The organism is Maribacter sp. UH1, assembly GCF_056839145.1.
Map to the genome: position 1 here is coordinate 4,265,406 of NZ_CM166387.1, position 18,069 is coordinate 4,283,474.

The window sequence follows — 18,069 nt, forward strand, 5'->3', positions numbered from 1 at the left end:
ACAACAATTGTATATGTGCACAATTACACATATTCCATCTATAAAAGTAATCTAATTCTCACCTACTTTAAAAACGACCTATCAACAGTTATTAACAGCTGTTATAGATAATAATATCTAGAAATGAATCTTACCACCAAACCACAAAAAACTTTTCATATGTGGTGTTATTTTTCTTCATCCAAACCAAGGGAGCACTTTTATTATTTAGACGTTCTGTAATGGTTATAACAATTTCATCGTGAGAAAGCCATGCGACTTCTTCAAATGGATGAAATACCCATTCACTTTTAGTAGGTATATAGAATTGAAATGAAGAAAATCTATTTTCATTAAAATCTTTTAGCCGCAGCCAATAACCAACAATACAATCTGCATTAAATGGGTCTAGTTGTAAACTATCAGCTTTATAAGGTTTAAATAGTTGTGCTTTAAAACATACTTGTTGTTTAATATTTGTAGTATCTATTTCTTTCTCTAGAAGTACAGAACGTACAATATTGGTATGTAGTAAAGAGAATTGATTGTTTTTGATTTTCTGTAGTTTTTTATAAAACGCATCGCTTCTATTTGGTCCTATTAATTGATGAATTGGGTTCTCTATTTCCATGTCAATTAAGTAAAACTTATAGGTAAGTTCTACGTGTATCAATTGCCGTGTTGCGGTTTCTTTCAGTATAAAATCTATTTCACCAATGGTTTGTTTACCATTTCGTATGGGTAAATTATGAACAAGCACATCATATGCATCACTTTGGTCTAGAAACTGCTTACACACATATTCCATCTGATGCCCCAACCGTAAATTCTCTGGAATGGGACTGGGCAAAAAACTATCTATCGCTACTTCAGGAAATTGAAACTGAGGCACACCAAACTGTTCACCTTCCCAAAGCGACGGCGTGCTTAAAAAACCTTTGAATTGTTGAAGTGTAATTGGTTTTTTGTTGATAGTGTATTTTTTTAGTTGTTGGTTGTTTGTAAATAGTGTTGCTGAATACCGGTGACTGAGCGTAGCCGAAGTTACTTTTTAAAACGCTATGCGCAAAACGCCGCGCGCCTTTCGCTTACATGCATTGCAATTTGTAGCTTAGTTACACGAAACAAACAGATTGCTTCGTCGCTAAAAAGCTCCTCGCAAAGACGAATTCTTTTGCGCCACTCGAAAAGCGCACAGCGTATTGCGTTCAGCGATAAGCGAACAGCGTCCAACTCAACACGAACAACGAAGAACCATCAACCAATAACGAACAACCATCAACGGTCAACAAACTACCAACATTAAACAACAACGTTAACATTTCCCAAAAGGCGAGGGCATCCAACCTAAAAGTGTTAATTTTATAGTATGGCTATGAATATAAGAAAGGGGTTCCGCTTTGAAACTTATGAAGCACCCGAACAATCAGTTTTTGATAGGCTTTTCGATATTTTCCAAGAGCTTATTACACACACTTCTGGAGATTTTGACGAAGCTATTGATTGGTTACGAGAATTAGACAAGGAGTATGAACTTACTACTGAAGACTATACCATTGAAGACTTTATTGAGGATTTAAAGGCTAAGGGATACATACGCGAAGAGTTTAAAGATGGCGGTGGCGACGCACAAGACGGCGAAGAAGGTTCCGGCGGTGGGGATATCTCCATTACCGCAAAGATGGAACGTATAATACGTCAGCGTGCTTTAGACCAAATTTTTGGTAAACTTAAAAGAAGTGGTGCCGGTAATCATAAAACTGGTAAATCTGGACAAGGAGATGAGCATACGGGCGACCTTAGGGAATACCGTTACGGCGATGGTCTAGAAAACATATCTATGACCGAGAGTCTTAAAAACGCTCAAATCAATCACGGTGTAGGCAGTTTTCATTTAAGTGAAAATGATTTGGTGGTAGAAGATACCCAGCACAAAGCCCAAATGAGTACCATACTTATGATCGATATTAGTCATAGTATGATTTTGTATGGCGAAGACCGAATTACTCCTGCTAAAAAAGTAGCTATGGCATTGGCGGAACTAATTACGACTAGATACCCAAAAGATACTTTAGATATTTTGGTATTTGGTAATGATGCCTGGCCTATACCTATTAAAGATTTACCGTATTTAAAAGTTGGTCCGTATCATACCAATACAGTGGCTGGTCTGCAATTAGCAATGGATATGCTTCGTAGAAAACGTAATACCAACAAACAGATATTTATGATTACCGATGGTAAGCCAAGTTGTCTTCGCATGCCAGACGGTACATATTACAAGAACAGTGTTGGCTTAGATGATTTTATTGTGGAGAAATGCTATAATATGGCGCGCCAGGCTCGTAAACTACATATACCGATAACAACATTTATGATCGCTCAAGATCCTTACTTAATGCAATTTATTCGACATTTTACCGAAGCGAATAAGGGGAAGGCTTTTTTCACTGGATTAAAAGGATTGGGTGAAATGATATTTGAAGATTACGAAGCAAACAGAAAAAAAAGATTGAAATAAGACTAAGAAAATTTTATGAAATTAGATTATAAAAATATACACACACTAAGGGAGTTAAAAGCTGCCGGATACGAAACTAAAAGTGTAAAAGATGAGTTGCGAGACAATCTTGTAGAAAAAATTAAGAAAGGAGAAGATGCTTTTCCTGGGGTTTGGGGTTATGAAGATACTGTAATTCCAGAATTAGAGCGTGCTATTCTATCTCGTCATAATATTAACTTATTAGGATTGCGTGGTCAGGCAAAAACACGTTTGGCGCATTTAATGGTAAATCTGTTAGATGAATATATACCCGTTGTAGAAGGTTCTGAAATAAATGATGACCCTATGAAACCGATGTCTAGATATGCGATGGAGCTTATCAAAGAAAAAGGCGATGATACGCCTATTACTTGGATGCATAAAGAGGAACGTTTTGCTGAAAAATTGGCTACTCCAGATGTTACCGTGGCAGATTTAATTGGAGATGTAGATCCTATAAAAGCAGCAAACCTAAAATTGTCATATGCAGATGACAGAGTGATTCATTTCGGGATGATACCTCGTGCCAACCGCTGTATTTTCGTAATTAATGAATTACCGGATTTACAAGCACGTATACAAGTATCTTTATTCAATATTTTGGAAGAAGGAGATATCCAGATACGTGGATTCAAATTGAGGTTGCCTTTGGATATTCAGTTTGTATTTACGGCTAATCCAGAAGATTATACGAATAGAGGTAGTATCGTTACTCCGCTGAAAGATAGAATTGGGTCTCAAATTTTAACCCATTACCCAGATGATATTGAGATAGCTAGAAAAATTACCGAGCAAGAAGCTAAGTTAGATTCTAGACAAACAGATGCAGTTTATGTTCCAGATTTAGCAAAAGACTTATTAGAGCAAATTATATTTGAAGCTCGTGATAGTGAATATGTCGATGCTAAGAGTGGTGTCAGTGCACGTACCAGTATTACTGCTTTTGAAAACTTGTTAAGTACCGCTGAGCGTAGATCTTTATTGAACGGTGGAAATAGTACCATGGTTCGTTTGAGCGATTTCTTAGGAATCATTCCTGCAATTACCGGTAAAATAGAATTGGTTTATGAAGGAGAGCAGGAGGGAGCTGACGGAGTTGCTGGTATTCTTATAGATGATGCTGTAAAAACATTGTTTCCAAAGTATTTTCCGAAAATCAATAAACTTGAACGTAAAGATGAAGAAACGGTTTACGATGAATTGTTACATTGGTTTTTTCAAGGAGAAGGCTTTGAATTGATGGACGACTTCACTGATGAAGAATATAAACGTGCTTTAGATGGTATTCCTGCTTTAAATCAGTTATTAAAAGACCATCAGCCAGATTATGATGCTAAAGATGTTTATTTCTTAAAAGAGCTTTTACTCTGGGGGCTAGTTTCTTACAAAAAATTGAACAAACAGCGTTTCACCGATGGGTTTGAATTTAAAGACCTTTACAGCAGTTTTTTAAAAGATATTTAGAAAAAAGCCCTTTCAACAATGAAAGGGCTTTTTTTATTCGTATAAATGTTAAATTTTTAATGATTCTTTAGGTGTTGAAATTTAATTAGTTACATGGTTATATGTAGGAATTTACTTATAATTCTATTTTATTACTGTTTTCGCTTATAAATGTATTAACATACCTTTATAATAAGATTTTAATAACCATTAATTAATTTATTCATTATTATGAGAAAAACCCTGATGTATTTATCAGTTGCTGCTCTATTATTTTCGTGTACGAAGACCGAGGAGATTGAAGTAGAAAAAATTGTTGAAGTTCCAACTGCAATCGACTTGTCTAAAGTTTCGCTTGCTTCTAGCACATCAATGACTACAGAATCTGATGAACAAGTAATTATTATTTCTGCAGCAATTGAAGCTGCACAAGAAGAAGCTGTTACCATACAATTAAATTTTGCAGGTTCTGCAGCTTTAAATTCTGATTATTCTGTTAGCTCAAGTTCAATTACTGTTTCGGCAGGAGAATTAACAGGCACAACAGAACTTACTATAATTTCTGACGACCTTTTTGAAAGCGGTGTGGAAAACATTGTTATTAGTTTAGCAGAATTATCTAATACCATTACGCCAAGTGAAAATGGCAGCTTTGTACAAATTGACATTACAGACGGTGAAGCTTTATTAGGTTTTGAAACTTCATCTATTACCATTGAAGAGAATTCATTTTATACGTTAAACTTTAATTTAAGTAAAGCTTTAAACGAAGATATTGTAGTTTATTATAGTAGTATTACTGGTAATAGCGGATACGGTGTTGAGGGTAATGGTGAATTAATTATTCAAGCAGGTCAATCTTCTAAATCGATTACGGTTGATGCTAATGATGGTATAATAACAGCGTCAGGTGAAAAAAGTATTACAGTCACTATAAATGGCGTAGAAAATGATGATGTTACTATAGGGTCAAATGCTAGTATTGCAATAACAACTACTGAAATTAATGAAGGTTTACAGATAACCAGCACATGGTCTACACAAAGTGATCTATTTGAATTAAGTATAACTGATTCTAATGGTAATACAGTTGAATCATCATCATCTTCTGAACAAGGAAGTGAATCTTTATTTATTAATAAATTTGATTTTTCTCCCTTAGCAAATGGAACATATGATATAGAGTTGGTTGCATTTCAATTTGATGGTTTAACTTCAGAAACGGTGAATTTTAATTTCCTAGATGAATTTGGCGGTACGTATGGAGGTCCATATACCTTTGAAGCAAATAATAGATTTGTAGATGGTAGCGTAGCAGTATTTGAATTAGAAGTTTTAGATGGTGTTTATACAATAACACAAATAATTACTTCTAATTAAGAAGTTTATTTAAGGTAGTTTATATTTGAGCTATCGAAATAATAAGAAAGCCCTATCCAATTTTGGATAGGGCTTTCTCTTTTTCATAGCAATAATTAAATTCATTGTAATTGATAAGCGGGCAATTTAAATATGAACGAACTTCCTTCATATGGTTTACTTAATACTACGATTGTTGTATCATGTAAATCCATAATTTTTTTGACTATTGCCAAACCAAGGCCTAAACCTCTTTTTTGAGTATTCTTATTTACTTGCTTGTACCTGTCAAATATAAATGGCTGGTCGTTTATTGGTATGCCATTTCCAGTGTCTGTTATATTAATTTCAATTTGTTTGCCCATTTTTACTAGGCTTAATGTAACCTTACCATTAGGTTCCGTATACTTTATGGCATTTTCAATTAAATTCTGTAATGCTCTTTCAACTAACCCTATATCTGCATGTACCATACAATTATCCTCAGGATTTTCTAACTGTAGGTGAATTTCTTTTTCCTTTGCTAGAAGTTTAAATTTTGCTATTAAATCATGAGAAAGCTCGGTAATAGAAAAAGGCTCCTTAATAGGTGTTACTTGTTCTGCCTCTAATTTAGAATACTCAAATAACTGGTTTATTAAGCTTGAGAGTTTATCAATATTGTTATGTGTTATTTTTAAGTATTCTTCTTTTTGACTTTCTGAAAGTGAATCTTTTTTTATCTGAAGCGTTTCAATGTATCCTTTTAAAACAGCCAAGGGCGTGCGTAAATCATGAGAAACATTGGCAATTAATTCTCTACGTAAATTATCTACAGATTTCATTTTATCCATGTTATCTACTATGGTATCCGCCATTTCATTAAAAGATAAGGCAACCACTTCAATATCTGATTGTTCAGGATTTTCTATTCTAATGTCTAAATCGCCTTCTTGAAACTTACGTACGGTCTGGGTGATAATTCTAAGATTTTTTGTTAAAAACCATATACTTAAAATTCCAATTAAGGCAGAAAATAGCATGGTCAAAATAATAGCGCCAATACTTAATTTGGTAAAATAAGAACTAAATAAGCTATCACTAATCTGCGCTAACTCTTTACCTGCAACAATGATATAAATGTAACCTTCACGACCATCTATATTAAATGGAGCTGCCGAAAAAATATTTTGTTCTTCTGCATTTAAAGGGTCATCGCCTAAAACGAATTCTTCGCCTTTGCTCTCAATGAATTTATGAATAGGTTCCAAAGAAACAGACTTCATTGGCTCATTTTCATTATGCTCAAGAACTACCGAATATAAAATATCGCCAGATTTATTCAGTAAGTAAACTTCAATGCCGCGATTTACGGCCATCATATCATGCATTAAATCTCCAAAAAGTTCTTTATTAACATTACCGTCTTCTAAAAATGGAGCGGCATTGGTAAACTTTTCTTGAATAACATGATCTGCAACATTTGCATTTATACGTTGTGTAATTGCTTGGTTATAATTTAGTGTTAGGTAGCCTGTTATAAATATATATGATGCTCCCATTAATACAATTAACAATATAAATGCCAACCATAATTTTTTCACCAATTTTGGAGTAAGGGTTTTGTCATTATTCATCATGCCATTATCTCTTCATTAAATTTATAACCTACTCCCCAAGTGGTTAATATGTAGTTAGGGTTTGCCATATCTGATTCTATTTTGGCGCGTAATCTATTGATATGAGAATTTACGGTATGCTCATAGCCTTCAAAATTATAGCCCCAAATAATATTCAATAATTCCGTTCTTGTATAATTCCTTCCTGGGTTAGATGCCATTAACACCAATAATTCGAACTCTTTAGGCGATAAGTCTATTTTGTAATCTCCTAAAACTACTTTACGTTTGTCTATGTCTATTTTAAGCCCTTCTGCAAGAATAATCGAAGTGTCTTCTTGTTTCTTCTCTACTTTATTCGAGCGTCTTAAAACAGCTTTAATTCTAGCCAACAACTCCCTTATACTAAAGGGTTTTGTCATATAATCGTCTGCTCCAATTTCTAGACCCAAAACCCTATCGATTTCTTCAGATTTTGCGGTTAGCATAATTACCGGAGTGTTCTTGGTTGCACGTAATTTTCTACATACTTCAACACCATCCAAGCCGGGTAGTGTAAGGTCTAACAGTATTAGTTCAAAATCATAATCTAAGGCTAATTGCAGTCCCTCATTCCCATTCATAGCCATAGTAGTTTCATAGCTAACATCAGAAAGATGAAGTTCTAATAGTTTAATGATTTCAGGATCATCCTCAATAATTAATATACGTTTCATAGTGGATTACGAATTAAGAAAAAAAGTATCACAGAAAAATCACATCGGTGATAAAATCGTTTGGTACAAGGTTATTTTACTACATAGTAGGTCGCATTATATTTTTATAATTACATGGTCATCAAATAATTATTTTGCATTTTTTATCATTTTATAAAAATATGCTTGTAAATAAAAGGCAAAAAAAAACCTCGATAATTTCTTATCGAGGTTTGTATATGTTATTGATTATTAATTGTTCCAGTGATCAACATGTTGGTTCATATCATCAAAAATATAGGTGCCTACTAGCTCTTTTCTATATACTATAGCCAAAAGTGTCACCAGTAATAGAACTGCATAAAGTGCCAGCATGATGTAACCTAAAGGTAAGAAAGTACTTGGTATAAGATGATTCTCAAATTCTGAATAGCTAGATAATACTATCATCGTATCTACCATTTTATATATGTATACTAATGATATGCCATAAAGAGCATATTCTAATGTTCTCATAGGTGGGTCACTTAGCTCATTTTCATTGATTTTAAACCAAAGCACATAAAGAAATACAAAGTGGATGATCGATAATATAGGGAAGAGGTAATTATCTATTTTAAAAAAATAAAATTTATTGGTATACAACCCGTAAAAACTAAAGATGTTCAGTAAAAATAGTACAACAATGGATACAATCAATGTTCGCTTCCAAGTAAATAATCCTTTAATAGAATTCATAAAATTTAGTTTTCATGGGTTCGGGAGAACCATTATTTCTTTGCAATTACGGGGAAGCTTTGCTATAACTTAAAACAAATCGATGAACGGCTAACTTCGTTGTTCAAGTCCTTGGTTTTAAGTTAATCATACGCTAATATTACTCAATTATCTGTAAATTAACAATAAAAAACTGATAATATAATTGTAGGAGTTCATAGTACTATTACCACTTTATTATTTGGTTCATTTTCCTAACTATGAAATTGTGTGTCTACTTATATATAATGTAATTACATTTACATTATGAAGAAACAGCGGTTTTGTTATTTGGTTAGACTTCAGTATTTGGGTTTTAGATTTAATGGTTGGCAAGAGCAACCAAAGCTAAAAACAATTGTAGGTATGCTAAATAAAACATATACCTTTCTAAACCCCAATAGTCCGTTTAAAATTTTAGGAGCAGGAAGAACAGATTCTAAGGTTTCTTCACTTGACGGGGCTTTTGAGCTCTTTGTTGAACATCCTATTTTAGATTTTGATACTTTTCTAATGGATTTTAATAAAAACTTGCCATCAGATATTCGTCTATTATCTATTGAATCTGTGGATGCAAATTTTAATATTATAAAGGATAGCAAAACAAAAGAATATCATTACTTTTTTTCCTTCGGATCAAAGAACCACCCATTTAGCGCTCCTTTTATTACAAATTACATTGATGAACTTAATTTGGATTTAATGAAGCAAGGAGCTTCTTTGTTTGCAGGGACACATGATTTTAGCGTTTATACAGCCTCGGTAAAGCCAAATACCGTAACCGTTCGTGAAATTGATTCATGTACCATAGAGGCAAATGATGTACTTACTGCAAATTTTTTTCCTGAACAGAGTTATATTTTAAAGGTTATAGGTAACGGGTTTATGAGATATCAAATTCGTATGATTATGGGCGCGTTGGTACAGCTTGGTAAAAATGAATTGACATTAGATGAAATCAAAGCATCTTTGGTTACCGGGTCTACGCATAAACTTAATACGATCGCCCCTGGATCTGGATTAATGTTAAACCAATTACACTTCAATAATTAAAACGTAGTTTTAACATATTAATAAAATTGTTCATGGCTACAAACAAAAAGCTCAACTTCCCTAAAAGAAAAAAGAAGAAATCTCGCCAACAAAATAAGTTAGGCAAAGCTCCGGGAACCATAAGTTATATGGGTGATAAGGAACGAAGTGATAGTGTCATATATAGCACCACCTATAATGCCGACGGATTTGAAACAAATGAGTTTGAAAATTTAGACCAGTTTTTTAAAGAGGAATGTGCAGATAAAATTACTTGGGTAAATGTGGTAGGTATTACTGATGAGCCTTTTATTGAAAAGCTAGGTAAACACTATAATCTGAACCCTTTAGTACTTGAAGATATTGTTAATACGGAGCAGCGACCTAAAATAGATGAATATGATGATTATATTTTTGGAGTATTCAGAATGCTATACATATCTGGAGAAGATGAGATTATAGGGGAGCATATAGCCATTGTTTTGCATGAAAACACAGTTTTGGTTTTCCAAGAGGTTAAGGCAGATGTATTTAATGGTTTACGTGAACGAATTACCGGGAAGCTTGGTCGTATTAGAACAAGAGGGGCAGATTATCTATTTTTTGCCTTATTAGATGCTATCGTAGATAATTACTTTTTAGCTATTGAAAATCTTAATAATAGAATAGAGAATTTAGAGGAAGAGGTTTATCAGAACCCTGAACCCATTGTAGCACAAAATATTCAGCAATTAAAGAAAGAAATTTTAAAGATTAGAAGATGGATTTATCCTGTAAAAGAATTGATCAGTAGGCTGATAGATTCAGAAAACCCTAAGATTACAAAGGATACCAAATTGTTCTTGCGTGATGTTTTAGATCATGCGATAGAAATCAACGAAAGTTTACAGATATACCGTGAAATGTCTATGAGTTTAATGGAAATGTACATGAGTAATATGAGTAATAAAATGAACGAGGTTATGAAAGTTTTAACCATTATGGCTTCTATCTTTATTCCTTTAACTTTTATTGCGGGTATTTACGGTATGAACTTTGACCATATGCCTGAACTTCATTACAAATACGGTTATTATGTTGTATGGGTAGTAATGATCGTTCTTTTTGTTGGAATGATGATTTATTTTAAAAAGAAAAAATGGCTATAAATTCATAAGTACTTAAAACATCACATTTTACTGTTCTTATTTCTTAAAATCAAATCCATTAATTATTAATTTTTATGGGTCACTGACTATTTCTGTTTTCATATAACTTGCCAATATCTAAAATATTAGATGTGAGAGACTTCATATCTTTTAAGATGAAGTCAAAAGTTAATTTTAAAAATTTATATATGAAAATTAGAACGATGTATATGTCTATTGCTGGATTGTTGTTACTAACAGGAACGGTAATGGCTCAAGAAAAAGATCAAGAAGTATTGGATACCAAGATCTCAAAATCTTATACTGTAAACGATGGTAAAAAATTAGTAAAGAATACCGTTGAAATTACCACGAAGCGTTTAAACACCATTGAACGTTCCAAAGAAGATGAAGGTAAAGTTGATCAAGATAGGGTAGTGGACAGCGTTTCCACCATTATTAAAACGGTCAATATAGATAATGACGATGATGATGATTTTGATGAAAAGATTGTTTTTAGCTATGAATCTAAAACACCTGAAGATTTTGTTTTAGTTTCTAAAAACGATGAATTGGTGGTAGCCATGAATGAAGGTGATAATTTAAAGGTTGTTGAAAATATAAGCCTTAAAAGCAAAAAAATGATGAATAATAAAACAACTTATGTATTTACTAATGAGCATGGTGAAAATTTAGAATTTTTGGTTGAAGAGTATAGTAAACCTAAAGAAACTGCCATGTTAGAGAAGTAATATGCTAACTTTCTGAATGCAAAAAAGAGCCGTTATAACGGCTCTTTTTTATTTTATATCATGTCTATAAATTGCTTAATCAAACAAGTTTGATGATAAATAACGATCTCCACGATCACAAACTATAGAGACAATAACTCCATGTTCAATCTCTTGTGCCAAACGTAATGCAACGGTAGCAGCACCTCCGCTGCTCATTCCTGAAAAAATACCTTCTTCTTTGGCTAACTTTCTTGCCATTGCTTTAGCTTCCATTTCATTTACCTCCATAATACGATCTACTTTTTTAGCATCGAATATTTCTGGCAGATATTCTTGTGGCCATTTTCGAATTCCTGGTATGCGAGCATTGTCACTAGGTTGAACCCCTACAATTTGAATATCACTGTTTTTCTCCTTTAAAAAAGTAGAAGTACCCATTATAGTACCAGTGGTACCCATTGCAGAAACAAAGTGAGTTACTTTACCCTCGGTATCTTTCCATATCTCGGGTCCAGTAGTATTATAATGTGCTTTCCAGTTATTTGGATTACCAAATTGGTTCATCATGATATAACCATCATTCTTTACCTTATTTTCAGCATAATCACGTGCCCCTTCAATACCTATATCAGAGGAAGTCAGGGTAACTTTAGCACCATATGCTCTCATGGTCTGTACGCGTTCTATGGTAGAGTTTTCTGGCATGACCAGTTCAATATCAAGACCATATATCCCGGCAATCATAGCTAGGGCTATACCGGTATTTCCACTAGTAGCTTCTATTAATTTATCATTAGCGGTAAAATCTCCGTTATCATAACCGGTTTTGATCATGTTGTATGCGGCGCGATCTTTTACACTACCACCAGGATTGTGTCCTTCCATTTTAAAATAAACGGATACATTGGGGTTTGTATTTAATACTCTTGATTTTACTAGTGGTGTATTACCTATTAGCGATACAATTGAATTAGACATGGGGTAATGTTTTTATTTTAATTTCTGGTGTATGAAATACTGTTGAATTTGGTGGTACTGATGCAGTTATCCAAGCATTTCCTCCTATGATGCTATTTGCTCCAATAACTGTTTCTCCACCTAAAATAGTGGCATTGGCATATATAGTTACATTATTTTCAATGGTAGGGTGCCGTTTGGTCTGCTGTAGCTTTTTCGCAACAAACAATCCGCCTAAAGTAACACCTTGATATATTTTTACGTCATTTTTAATTATGGCGGTTTCACCAATGACAACACCTGTTCCGTGATCAATGTGAAAAGATTTTCCTATTTGAGCACCAGGGTTAATATCTACACCTGTTTGCCGGTGAGCATATTCGGTCATTAAACGGGGTACTAAGGGGAATCCCGTCCTGTAAAGTTCATGTGCTAATCTATATACGGAAATAGCATAAAAACCAGGGTAGGCCATATATACTTCCTCAATGGATAAAGAAGCAGGATCACAATTAACGGTTGCCTCGGCATCCAGATTTAAGCTTTCCAAAACTAAAGGCAATTTTTCTACATAATTCTCCCAAACCTTTTTACAAGGTTTATCACTTTCCCAACATGCCAGATCTACCAGTTCGTCAAATTGCTTTTCAAGAGCATTTAAGCTTTCTGCTACTGGTGTTTCAATATCGAACAGCATATAAAAAAGAAGGTCCGTGAATTTTTCGGTATTCTTTTTTAAACGAAATCTTAAATTCGGTTGTTTCTTGTGGGTATTAATCTTTTCGATAATAGATCGATGGTCCATGGTTCTTCATTAGTTCATCAAAATTAACCAAATAAGTAAAAGTACTTCTCATCTAATGGTTAACTTTAGCTTAAAATCACAACAGCTAAGTCGAATGTTAGAAACGAATATTACAAAAAGCACATTTCAATTTTTAAATAAATTAAAGAAAAATAACAACAGGGATTGGTTTACGGAACATAAGGCTGAATTTAAAGCAGAAGAGACTAAGGTGAAAAGCTTTTTTAATCATGTGCTTGATAAACTAAAATTACATGATGAAATTGAAAAATTAAAAGTATTTAGAATTTACAGGGATGTTCGTTTTTCTAAAAATAAGACACCCTATAAAACACACCTTTCCGCTTCTTTCGCTAGAGCAGGTAAGCATCGTAGAGGTGGATATTACTTGCAGATAGAACCAGGAAACAGTTTTATTGCAACAGGATTCTGGAATCCTGAAAAAAATGATTTGCTTCGTATTAGAAAAGAGTGGGAGATAGATACCACGGACTTAACCGATATTATAGAGGATAAAAAATTTAAATCTATTTGGGGAGACTTAGTTGGTGATGAATTGAAAACCGCACCAAAAGGATTTGATAAAGAAGACCCCAACATTAAATTTATTCGCAAAAAACAATTCATCTTCGTAAAGAACTTTACAGACAAAGAAGTATTGTCAGATGATTTCGCAGATATAGTTAATGAAAGTTATATAGCTATTCGCCCTTATTTTGATTTAATGAGTAATATTCTAACTACTAATTTAAATGGCGAATCTTTATTGGACTAGTTCATATTTTTCAAAATATTGAATTTGATCTTGAATTCTTTTTACGACCATATTCATCATTCTTTTATTTAACGCAGAAGAGTTTTTAATATAGATTTCATACTCTTCAACAGTAAATTGACCAATGATCATTCCCTTTAAGGAGTTTCTGAACTTAACATCTTTTTGAATTGAATTGGCAATGTAGCCTATGCGTTTTTCTATCTTTAGTTCATAAAAACTATTCTTCATTTTATGGATATAATTCTGGTAAGATGCTAGAAGTAAATCGTTTTGAAGTTTTATAATTGGGCGTAATGTCTGGTTTTGAAACCTTTCATCATCACTCATGTTGGGCATTATTTTGGCAGAGGCAATTAAAGGGCGAATAGATTGCAATTTCTGTGTCCTGTCCATTATGTTTTGATTTTACCTAAAGGTACATATAAGATAAAATTGATATTTAACCCCTGTAATAAGTTTTTAACCTGTTATGAACAATCATGCTAGAGACAAAAAACTGCTCATAATATTAGGGTTCTAATAATTCTAACAAGCAACAATTGTTAATATGTAACTTATTAAATACGTAATTGTTACAATTGGCAAATCGGTCTGCTTAGAAGTAGAAAATGTAAGTATTGAAAAATTTTAGGACTAACTTTGCGTTGTAGAATTTCAAAATAAAGAAGCTATGAGATTTCATACTAGAAAATTAGTTAAGCCAGGTGATTTAAACTCTAACGGTACATTGTTTGGAGGTAGATTATTGGCTTGGATCGACGAAGAGGCAGCACTATATGCTATTATTCAACTAGAAAATGGTAAAGTGGTTACTAAATATATGTCAGAAATTAATTTCATGAGTGCCGCTGTAAAAGGTGATGTGATAGAAATTGGTATTGAAGTAGTTAAGTTTGGTAAAACCTCTTTAACCTTGAATTGTGAGGTACGTAATAAAATGAACCACGAAACTATTGTTACCGTTGATAATATCATTATGGTAAACCTTGGTGAAAATGGTAAACCTGCAGCACATGGTAAAACCAAAATAGAATTTGTTAAAGACCGTCTAGCGGCAATGGGTGAAGTTAATTAACTTTCACCCATTTCTTTAGCAACTGCCTGTACATCATCAAGTACTCGCATAAGGTTTCCTCCCCATAATTTTGCTATATCTTCTTCAGAGTATCCTCTTTCTACAAGTTCTAAGGTTACATTAAAGGTTTCAGAGGCATCGCTCCAACCTTCAATACCACCACCTCCGTCAAAATCAGAACTTATACCAACATAATCAATACCTATTAATTTTACCATATAATCTATGTGGTCAACAAAATCGCCAACATTTACAGCTTCTGGTGCATCAGTGTTAGTAGCTGCTAATTCCTTTCCTATTTTCAAAACCTTTGGGTAGTTATCCATAAAAGCTTCTTTTTCTGAGTCAGATAAACTTGAAAATTGAGAACGTTCATACCACTTAATATCTAAAGAATCCGCTACTTTTTGATATATCGATTTCATATATGCAGATCTAGCTTCATGCTTTTCTGTATTTAAATAAGAGCTGAAGGCTACTGTCTGTACAACTCCGCCATTTTCTTTCATCAATAATAATTGCTCGTCATCTAAATTTCTACTATGGTCACATAATGCTCTAGCTGATGAGTGAGAAGCTATAATTGGTGCCTTTGATAATGCTATCATTTGCTTCATGGCTTCTTTAGATGGATGGGAAATATCTATCATAATACCCAATTTGTTCATTTCCACTACCGCTTGCTTTCCAAGATCGCTTAAACCATTGTGTAACCAAACGTCGTCTTTCTCACCGGTATTTGAATCTGAAAATTGACTATGGCCATTATGTGCCAAAGAAATGTAGCGTGCGCCTAAATCATGGTAGGTTTTAAACTGAGACATATCCGTACCAATAGGGTAGGCGTTTTCAACACCGATCATGGCTGCTTTTTTTCCAGACTCAGCAATTCGGGTAACATCTGCAGAAGTTAACGCTAGTTCAATATCATTAGGAGCTATTTCTTCACATAATTTATGTATTGCATCAAATTTAGACATGGCATTCTCTTTTGCCTTGGCATAGCCTTCATCTGTTAGTGTATCTTGACCTGTATAAACTATCAACCAAGTAACATCTAAACCACCTTCTTTCATCTTTGGTAAGTTCACTTGAGAATCTAGCTTCTGACTGTAATTTACACTATCTGTGAAGTTTTTTACATTGATGTCATTATGGGTATCTATAGTGATGACATCATCATGAATACGATGTGCTTTTTCTAATGTGGTCTCTTCAATTTTCTCTTTTTTTTCTCCACAAGAAATAATGGTTGTAAAACATAAAAAATAGATAAGCTGTTTCATATAGTAAGTTTAGACCTACAATTTAAGTGTATTCACAACAAATAACCACCCTTTGAGAACTTTTTATTGTCCACACAATAGTATTGACCCATTTTTAGGTAATTATAAATAACAACCCCCTTAAACTAAAGAATACCTATTTATGGCAATTTCAAAATCTAAGGATTTACTTGGTCAATTATCTCAATTGGAAAGAACGGTTAGTGAGTTCTCTTTTGAGGAGTTAAATGCCAATGATGCTAAAGAGCTAAAAGACTCTTTTAATGCATTTAGATCAAGTTTGGAAAAACATATTTATACCCCTAAAGCGGAGCAAATTGTACCTAAGAAAATAGAGGTTGAAGCTGATGGCAAAAAAGAACTTTCAGAAAAGCAATTTATAGCTAATGTTAGCCATGAAATACGTACTCCATTAAATAGTATAATAGGTTTTGCCAATCTTTTAAAAGAAGAAAAGCTTACTCAGGGTCAGCATAAAAAAGTAGATGCCATACAATTTGCTTCAAATACACTTTTAAAACTTATCAATGAAGTTTTAGAGTATTCCAAGATGTCTTCTGGTAATACTAATTTTGAGTCGGTTGACTTTAATCTGCATAGTTTACTTAAAGATGTTATGTTTTTATGTGAAACATTAATAGTAGATCGTAAAATTGAACTACTCATAGATATAGATGAAAATGTTCCTAAAATTGTTAAAGGTGATCCATCTAAATTATCTCAGGTATTACTGAACCTTTTAGGAAACTCTGTAAAATTTGTTGAAAGAGGCTTTATAAAATTAGAGGTCTTTACAAAGCATAGAAAAAACAATGATTTTTTCATAGAATTTTCTGTTGCTGATACTGGGATAGGTATATCTCAAGAAAAGATAGATTCAATTTTCGATGGTTATACTCAAGCCGAAGAGAATACTGCTAACAAGTATGGCGGTACCGGACTTGGATTAACTATCACAAAAGAAATTGTAGATAAGCTAAACGGTGAAATAGAAATTGATAGTACCGTTAATAGCGGTACAACTGTAAGATTTAGAATGCCTTATTCTTTAGGAACTAAGCAGTCATCACCAAGCAAGAAATTAAAGAAATCTAAAAATAGTAAAGACAGCAAGTTACTGGCAGGTACTGAAATATTGGTATTTGAAGATAATAAAATGAACCAACACTTAATCGTTGAACAGTTAACTCAATATGGCTGTACCGTTCATGCTGATATTGATTTGGATAAAGGCTTGTATTTACTGTCTTCTAGAAAAATTGACTTAATTCTGATGGATTTAAAAATGCCCGGTCAAAACGGATTTGAGGTGTCCAAAGCCATTAGAGACCACAAAAACTCAAGAGTTAATTCGGTTCCCATTATTGCTTTTAGTGCAGATTTTACGGAACAGGACAGCAAAGATTGTAAAAAAATAGGAATCAATGATTTCTTATTAAAACCATATACCCTAGACGATTTATTGAACACAATTTTAAAGAATAAAGAAACAAAAAATAAAGAGGCAGATTTTTCATCAATACTACAAAAACCTATGATTGAACCTAAAGAGACCACGGTTTTAAATTTAAACCAATTATTGAAAGATTGTTTTGGAGAAATAGATATGTTGAATGAACTAGTAAAGTTATTTAAACTTAACGCTATTGAGTTTATAGGTAATGTAAAGATTCATTTGAAGACTCTAGATTTAAAACAAATAGCCTTGTCTGCCCATAAACTTAAAGCTGGGTTTGCTATGATCAAAGCAGATGGTATGCGAAGCTTAATAGTTGAGCTAGAACAAAGCTGCAAAACCGATCAACCTGAAAAAGTAAAAGAACTATATGAGGTTTTCTTAAATGATTATCCTTTGTTGGAGGATAATTTAAATCAGAGTTTAGAATTAATGAACAAGAAATAA

At 33.2% G+C, this 18,069-nt stretch carries 17 protein-coding genes; 9 read left to right on the forward strand and 8 right to left on the reverse strand.

Going from position 1 to position 18,069, the window contains the following annotated elements; all coding sequences use genetic code 11:
- Nucleotides 1–130: 130 nt before the first annotated feature.
- Nucleotides 131–871, reverse strand: a complete 741-nt coding sequence (locus tag UH1x_RS18475) for a DUF1853 family protein (RefSeq protein WP_482623416.1) — start codon at nt 869–871, stop codon at nt 131–133.
- Nucleotides 872–1,348: 477 nt separating this feature from the next.
- On the opposite strand from UH1x_RS18475, the gene UH1x_RS18480 reads away from it, so the two are divergent.
- The 3 genes from UH1x_RS18480 (at nt 1,349) to UH1x_RS18490 (ending at nt 5,344) form a co-directional block, all read left to right on the forward strand.
- Nucleotides 1,349–2,500 (forward strand): vWA domain-containing protein, encoded by a 1,152-nt coding sequence (locus UH1x_RS18480; protein ID WP_482623418.1) that lies wholly within the window; start codon nt 1,349–1,351, stop codon nt 2,498–2,500.
- Between the two features lie 15 nt (nt 2,501–2,515).
- Nucleotides 2,516–3,985, forward strand: a complete 1,470-nt coding sequence (locus UH1x_RS18485; protein ID WP_482623419.1) for a MoxR family ATPase — start codon at nt 2,516–2,518, stop codon at nt 3,983–3,985.
- A 210-nt stretch (nt 3,986–4,195) separates the two neighbouring features.
- The gene (locus UH1x_RS18490; protein ID WP_482623420.1) at nt 4,196–5,344 is read left to right on the forward strand and encodes a Calx-beta domain-containing protein; all 1,149 of its coding nucleotides are present in this window, start codon (nt 4,196–4,198) and stop codon (nt 5,342–5,344) included.
- A 101-nt stretch (nt 5,345–5,445) separates the two neighbouring features.
- Here the strand turns inward: UH1x_RS18490 and UH1x_RS18495 are convergent, their stop codons facing one another.
- From UH1x_RS18495 to UH1x_RS18505, 3 genes are all read right to left on the reverse strand, one after another.
- The gene (locus tag UH1x_RS18495) at nt 5,446–6,942 is read right to left on the reverse strand and encodes a sensor histidine kinase (RefSeq protein WP_482623422.1); all 1,497 of its coding nucleotides are present in this window, start codon (nt 6,940–6,942) and stop codon (nt 5,446–5,448) included.
- Nucleotides 6,939–7,637 carry a response regulator transcription factor gene (locus tag UH1x_RS18500; RefSeq protein ID WP_482623424.1) on the reverse strand — a complete coding sequence of 233 codons (699 nt, stop codon included), beginning with the start codon at nt 7,635–7,637 and terminating at the stop codon, nt 6,939–6,941. Before UH1x_RS18500 ends, UH1x_RS18495 begins: the two co-directional genes overlap by 4 nt.
- 231 nt (nt 7,638–7,868) lie before the next feature.
- Entirely contained in the window at nt 7,869–8,354 is a 486-nt protein-coding gene (locus UH1x_RS18505) for a hypothetical protein (RefSeq protein ID WP_482623426.1), read from the reverse strand.
- A gap of 285 nt (nt 8,355–8,639) precedes the next feature.
- Here UH1x_RS18505 and UH1x_RS18510 point away from each other — a divergent pair, with 285 nt between their 5' ends.
- The 3 genes from UH1x_RS18510 to UH1x_RS18520 all read left to right on the forward strand — a co-directional run bounded on the left by UH1x_RS18510 (nt 8,640) and on the right by UH1x_RS18520 (nt 11,283).
- Nucleotides 8,640–9,425, forward strand: a complete 786-nt coding sequence (locus UH1x_RS18510; protein WP_482623428.1) for a tRNA pseudouridine synthase A — start codon at nt 8,640–8,642, stop codon at nt 9,423–9,425.
- 32 nt (nt 9,426–9,457) lie between these two features.
- Nucleotides 9,458–10,552 carry a magnesium/cobalt transporter CorA gene (corA, locus tag UH1x_RS18515; RefSeq protein ID WP_482623430.1) on the forward strand — a complete coding sequence of 365 codons (1,095 nt, stop codon included), beginning with the start codon at nt 9,458–9,460 and terminating at the stop codon, nt 10,550–10,552.
- A 188-nt stretch (nt 10,553–10,740) separates the two neighbouring features.
- Entirely contained in the window at nt 10,741–11,283 is a 543-nt protein-coding gene (locus UH1x_RS18520; protein ID WP_482623432.1) for a hypothetical protein, read from the forward strand.
- Nucleotides 11,284–11,358: 75 nt separating this feature from the next.
- Here the strand turns inward: UH1x_RS18520 and cysM are convergent, their stop codons facing one another.
- The gene (gene cysM / locus UH1x_RS18525; protein ID WP_482623434.1) at nt 11,359–12,243 is read right to left on the reverse strand and encodes a cysteine synthase CysM; all 885 of its coding nucleotides are present in this window, start codon (nt 12,241–12,243) and stop codon (nt 11,359–11,361) included.
- Entirely contained in the window at nt 12,236–13,027 is a 792-nt protein-coding gene (gene epsC / locus UH1x_RS18530; RefSeq protein WP_482623436.1) for a serine O-acetyltransferase EpsC, read from the reverse strand. Before epsC ends, cysM begins: the two co-directional genes overlap by 8 nt.
- Before the next feature lie 94 nt (nt 13,028–13,121).
- Between epsC and UH1x_RS18535 the strand changes: the two genes are divergently transcribed.
- Entirely contained in the window at nt 13,122–13,802 is a 681-nt protein-coding gene (locus UH1x_RS18535; RefSeq protein WP_482623438.1) for a DUF2461 domain-containing protein, read from the forward strand.
- On the opposite strand, the gene UH1x_RS18540 is transcribed toward UH1x_RS18535, so the two are convergent.
- Entirely contained in the window at nt 13,791–14,201 is a 411-nt protein-coding gene (locus UH1x_RS18540) for a glyoxalase (RefSeq protein ID WP_482626525.1), read from the reverse strand. The two genes, UH1x_RS18535 and UH1x_RS18540, sit on opposite strands and share 12 nt — an antisense overlap.
- A 274-nt stretch (nt 14,202–14,475) precedes the next feature.
- On the opposite strand from UH1x_RS18540, the gene UH1x_RS18545 reads away from it, so the two are divergent.
- Nucleotides 14,476–14,880 (forward strand): acyl-CoA thioesterase, encoded by a 405-nt coding sequence (locus UH1x_RS18545; protein ID WP_036154283.1) that lies wholly within the window; start codon nt 14,476–14,478, stop codon nt 14,878–14,880.
- Here UH1x_RS18545 and UH1x_RS18550 read toward each other — a convergent pair.
- Nucleotides 14,877–16,166 carry a dipeptidase gene (locus UH1x_RS18550; protein ID WP_482623440.1) on the reverse strand — a complete coding sequence of 430 codons (1,290 nt, stop codon included), beginning with the start codon at nt 16,164–16,166 and terminating at the stop codon, nt 14,877–14,879. The two genes, UH1x_RS18545 and UH1x_RS18550, sit on opposite strands and share 4 nt — an antisense overlap.
- 142 nt (nt 16,167–16,308) lie before the next feature.
- On the opposite strand from UH1x_RS18550, the gene UH1x_RS18555 reads away from it, so the two are divergent.
- The gene (locus tag UH1x_RS18555) at nt 16,309–18,069 is read left to right on the forward strand and encodes an ATP-binding protein (protein ID WP_482623441.1); all 1,761 of its coding nucleotides are present in this window, start codon (nt 16,309–16,311) and stop codon (nt 18,067–18,069) included.

Bases quoted from the DNA above. Each gene is read 5' to 3' on its own strand.
- UH1x_RS18480 (WP_482623418.1), top strand. From the start codon at position 1,349: ATGGCTATGAATATAAGAAAGGGGTTCCGCTTTGAAACTTATGAAGCA.
- UH1x_RS18485 (WP_482623419.1), top strand. From the start codon at position 2,516: ATGAAATTAGATTATAAAAATATACACACACTAAGGGAGTTAAAAGCT.
- UH1x_RS18490 (WP_482623420.1), top strand. From the start codon at position 4,196: ATGAGAAAAACCCTGATGTATTTATCAGTTGCTGCTCTATTATTTTCG.
- UH1x_RS18495 (WP_482623422.1), bottom strand. From the start codon at position 6,942: ATGATGAATAATGACAAAACCCTTACTCCAAAATTGGTGAAAAAATTA.
- UH1x_RS18500 (WP_482623424.1), bottom strand. From the start codon at position 7,637: ATGAAACGTATATTAATTATTGAGGATGATCCTGAAATCATTAAACTA.
- UH1x_RS18505 (WP_482623426.1), bottom strand. From the start codon at position 8,354: ATGAATTCTATTAAAGGATTATTTACTTGGAAGCGAACATTGATTGTA.
- UH1x_RS18510 (WP_482623428.1), top strand. From the start codon at position 8,640: ATGAAGAAACAGCGGTTTTGTTATTTGGTTAGACTTCAGTATTTGGGT.
- corA (WP_482623430.1), top strand. From the start codon at position 9,458: ATGGCTACAAACAAAAAGCTCAACTTCCCTAAAAGAAAAAAGAAGAAA.
- UH1x_RS18520 (WP_482623432.1), top strand. From the start codon at position 10,741: ATGAAAATTAGAACGATGTATATGTCTATTGCTGGATTGTTGTTACTA.
- cysM (WP_482623434.1), bottom strand. From the start codon at position 12,243: ATGTCTAATTCAATTGTATCGCTAATAGGTAATACACCACTAGTAAAA.
- epsC (WP_482623436.1), bottom strand. From the start codon at position 13,027: ATGGACCATCGATCTATTATCGAAAAGATTAATACCCACAAGAAACAA.
- UH1x_RS18535 (WP_482623438.1), top strand. From the start codon at position 13,122: ATGTTAGAAACGAATATTACAAAAAGCACATTTCAATTTTTAAATAAA.
- UH1x_RS18545 (WP_036154283.1), top strand. From the start codon at position 14,476: ATGAGATTTCATACTAGAAAATTAGTTAAGCCAGGTGATTTAAACTCT.
- UH1x_RS18550 (WP_482623440.1), bottom strand. From the start codon at position 16,166: ATGAAACAGCTTATCTATTTTTTATGTTTTACAACCATTATTTCTTGT.
- UH1x_RS18555 (WP_482623441.1), top strand. From the start codon at position 16,309: ATGGCAATTTCAAAATCTAAGGATTTACTTGGTCAATTATCTCAATTG.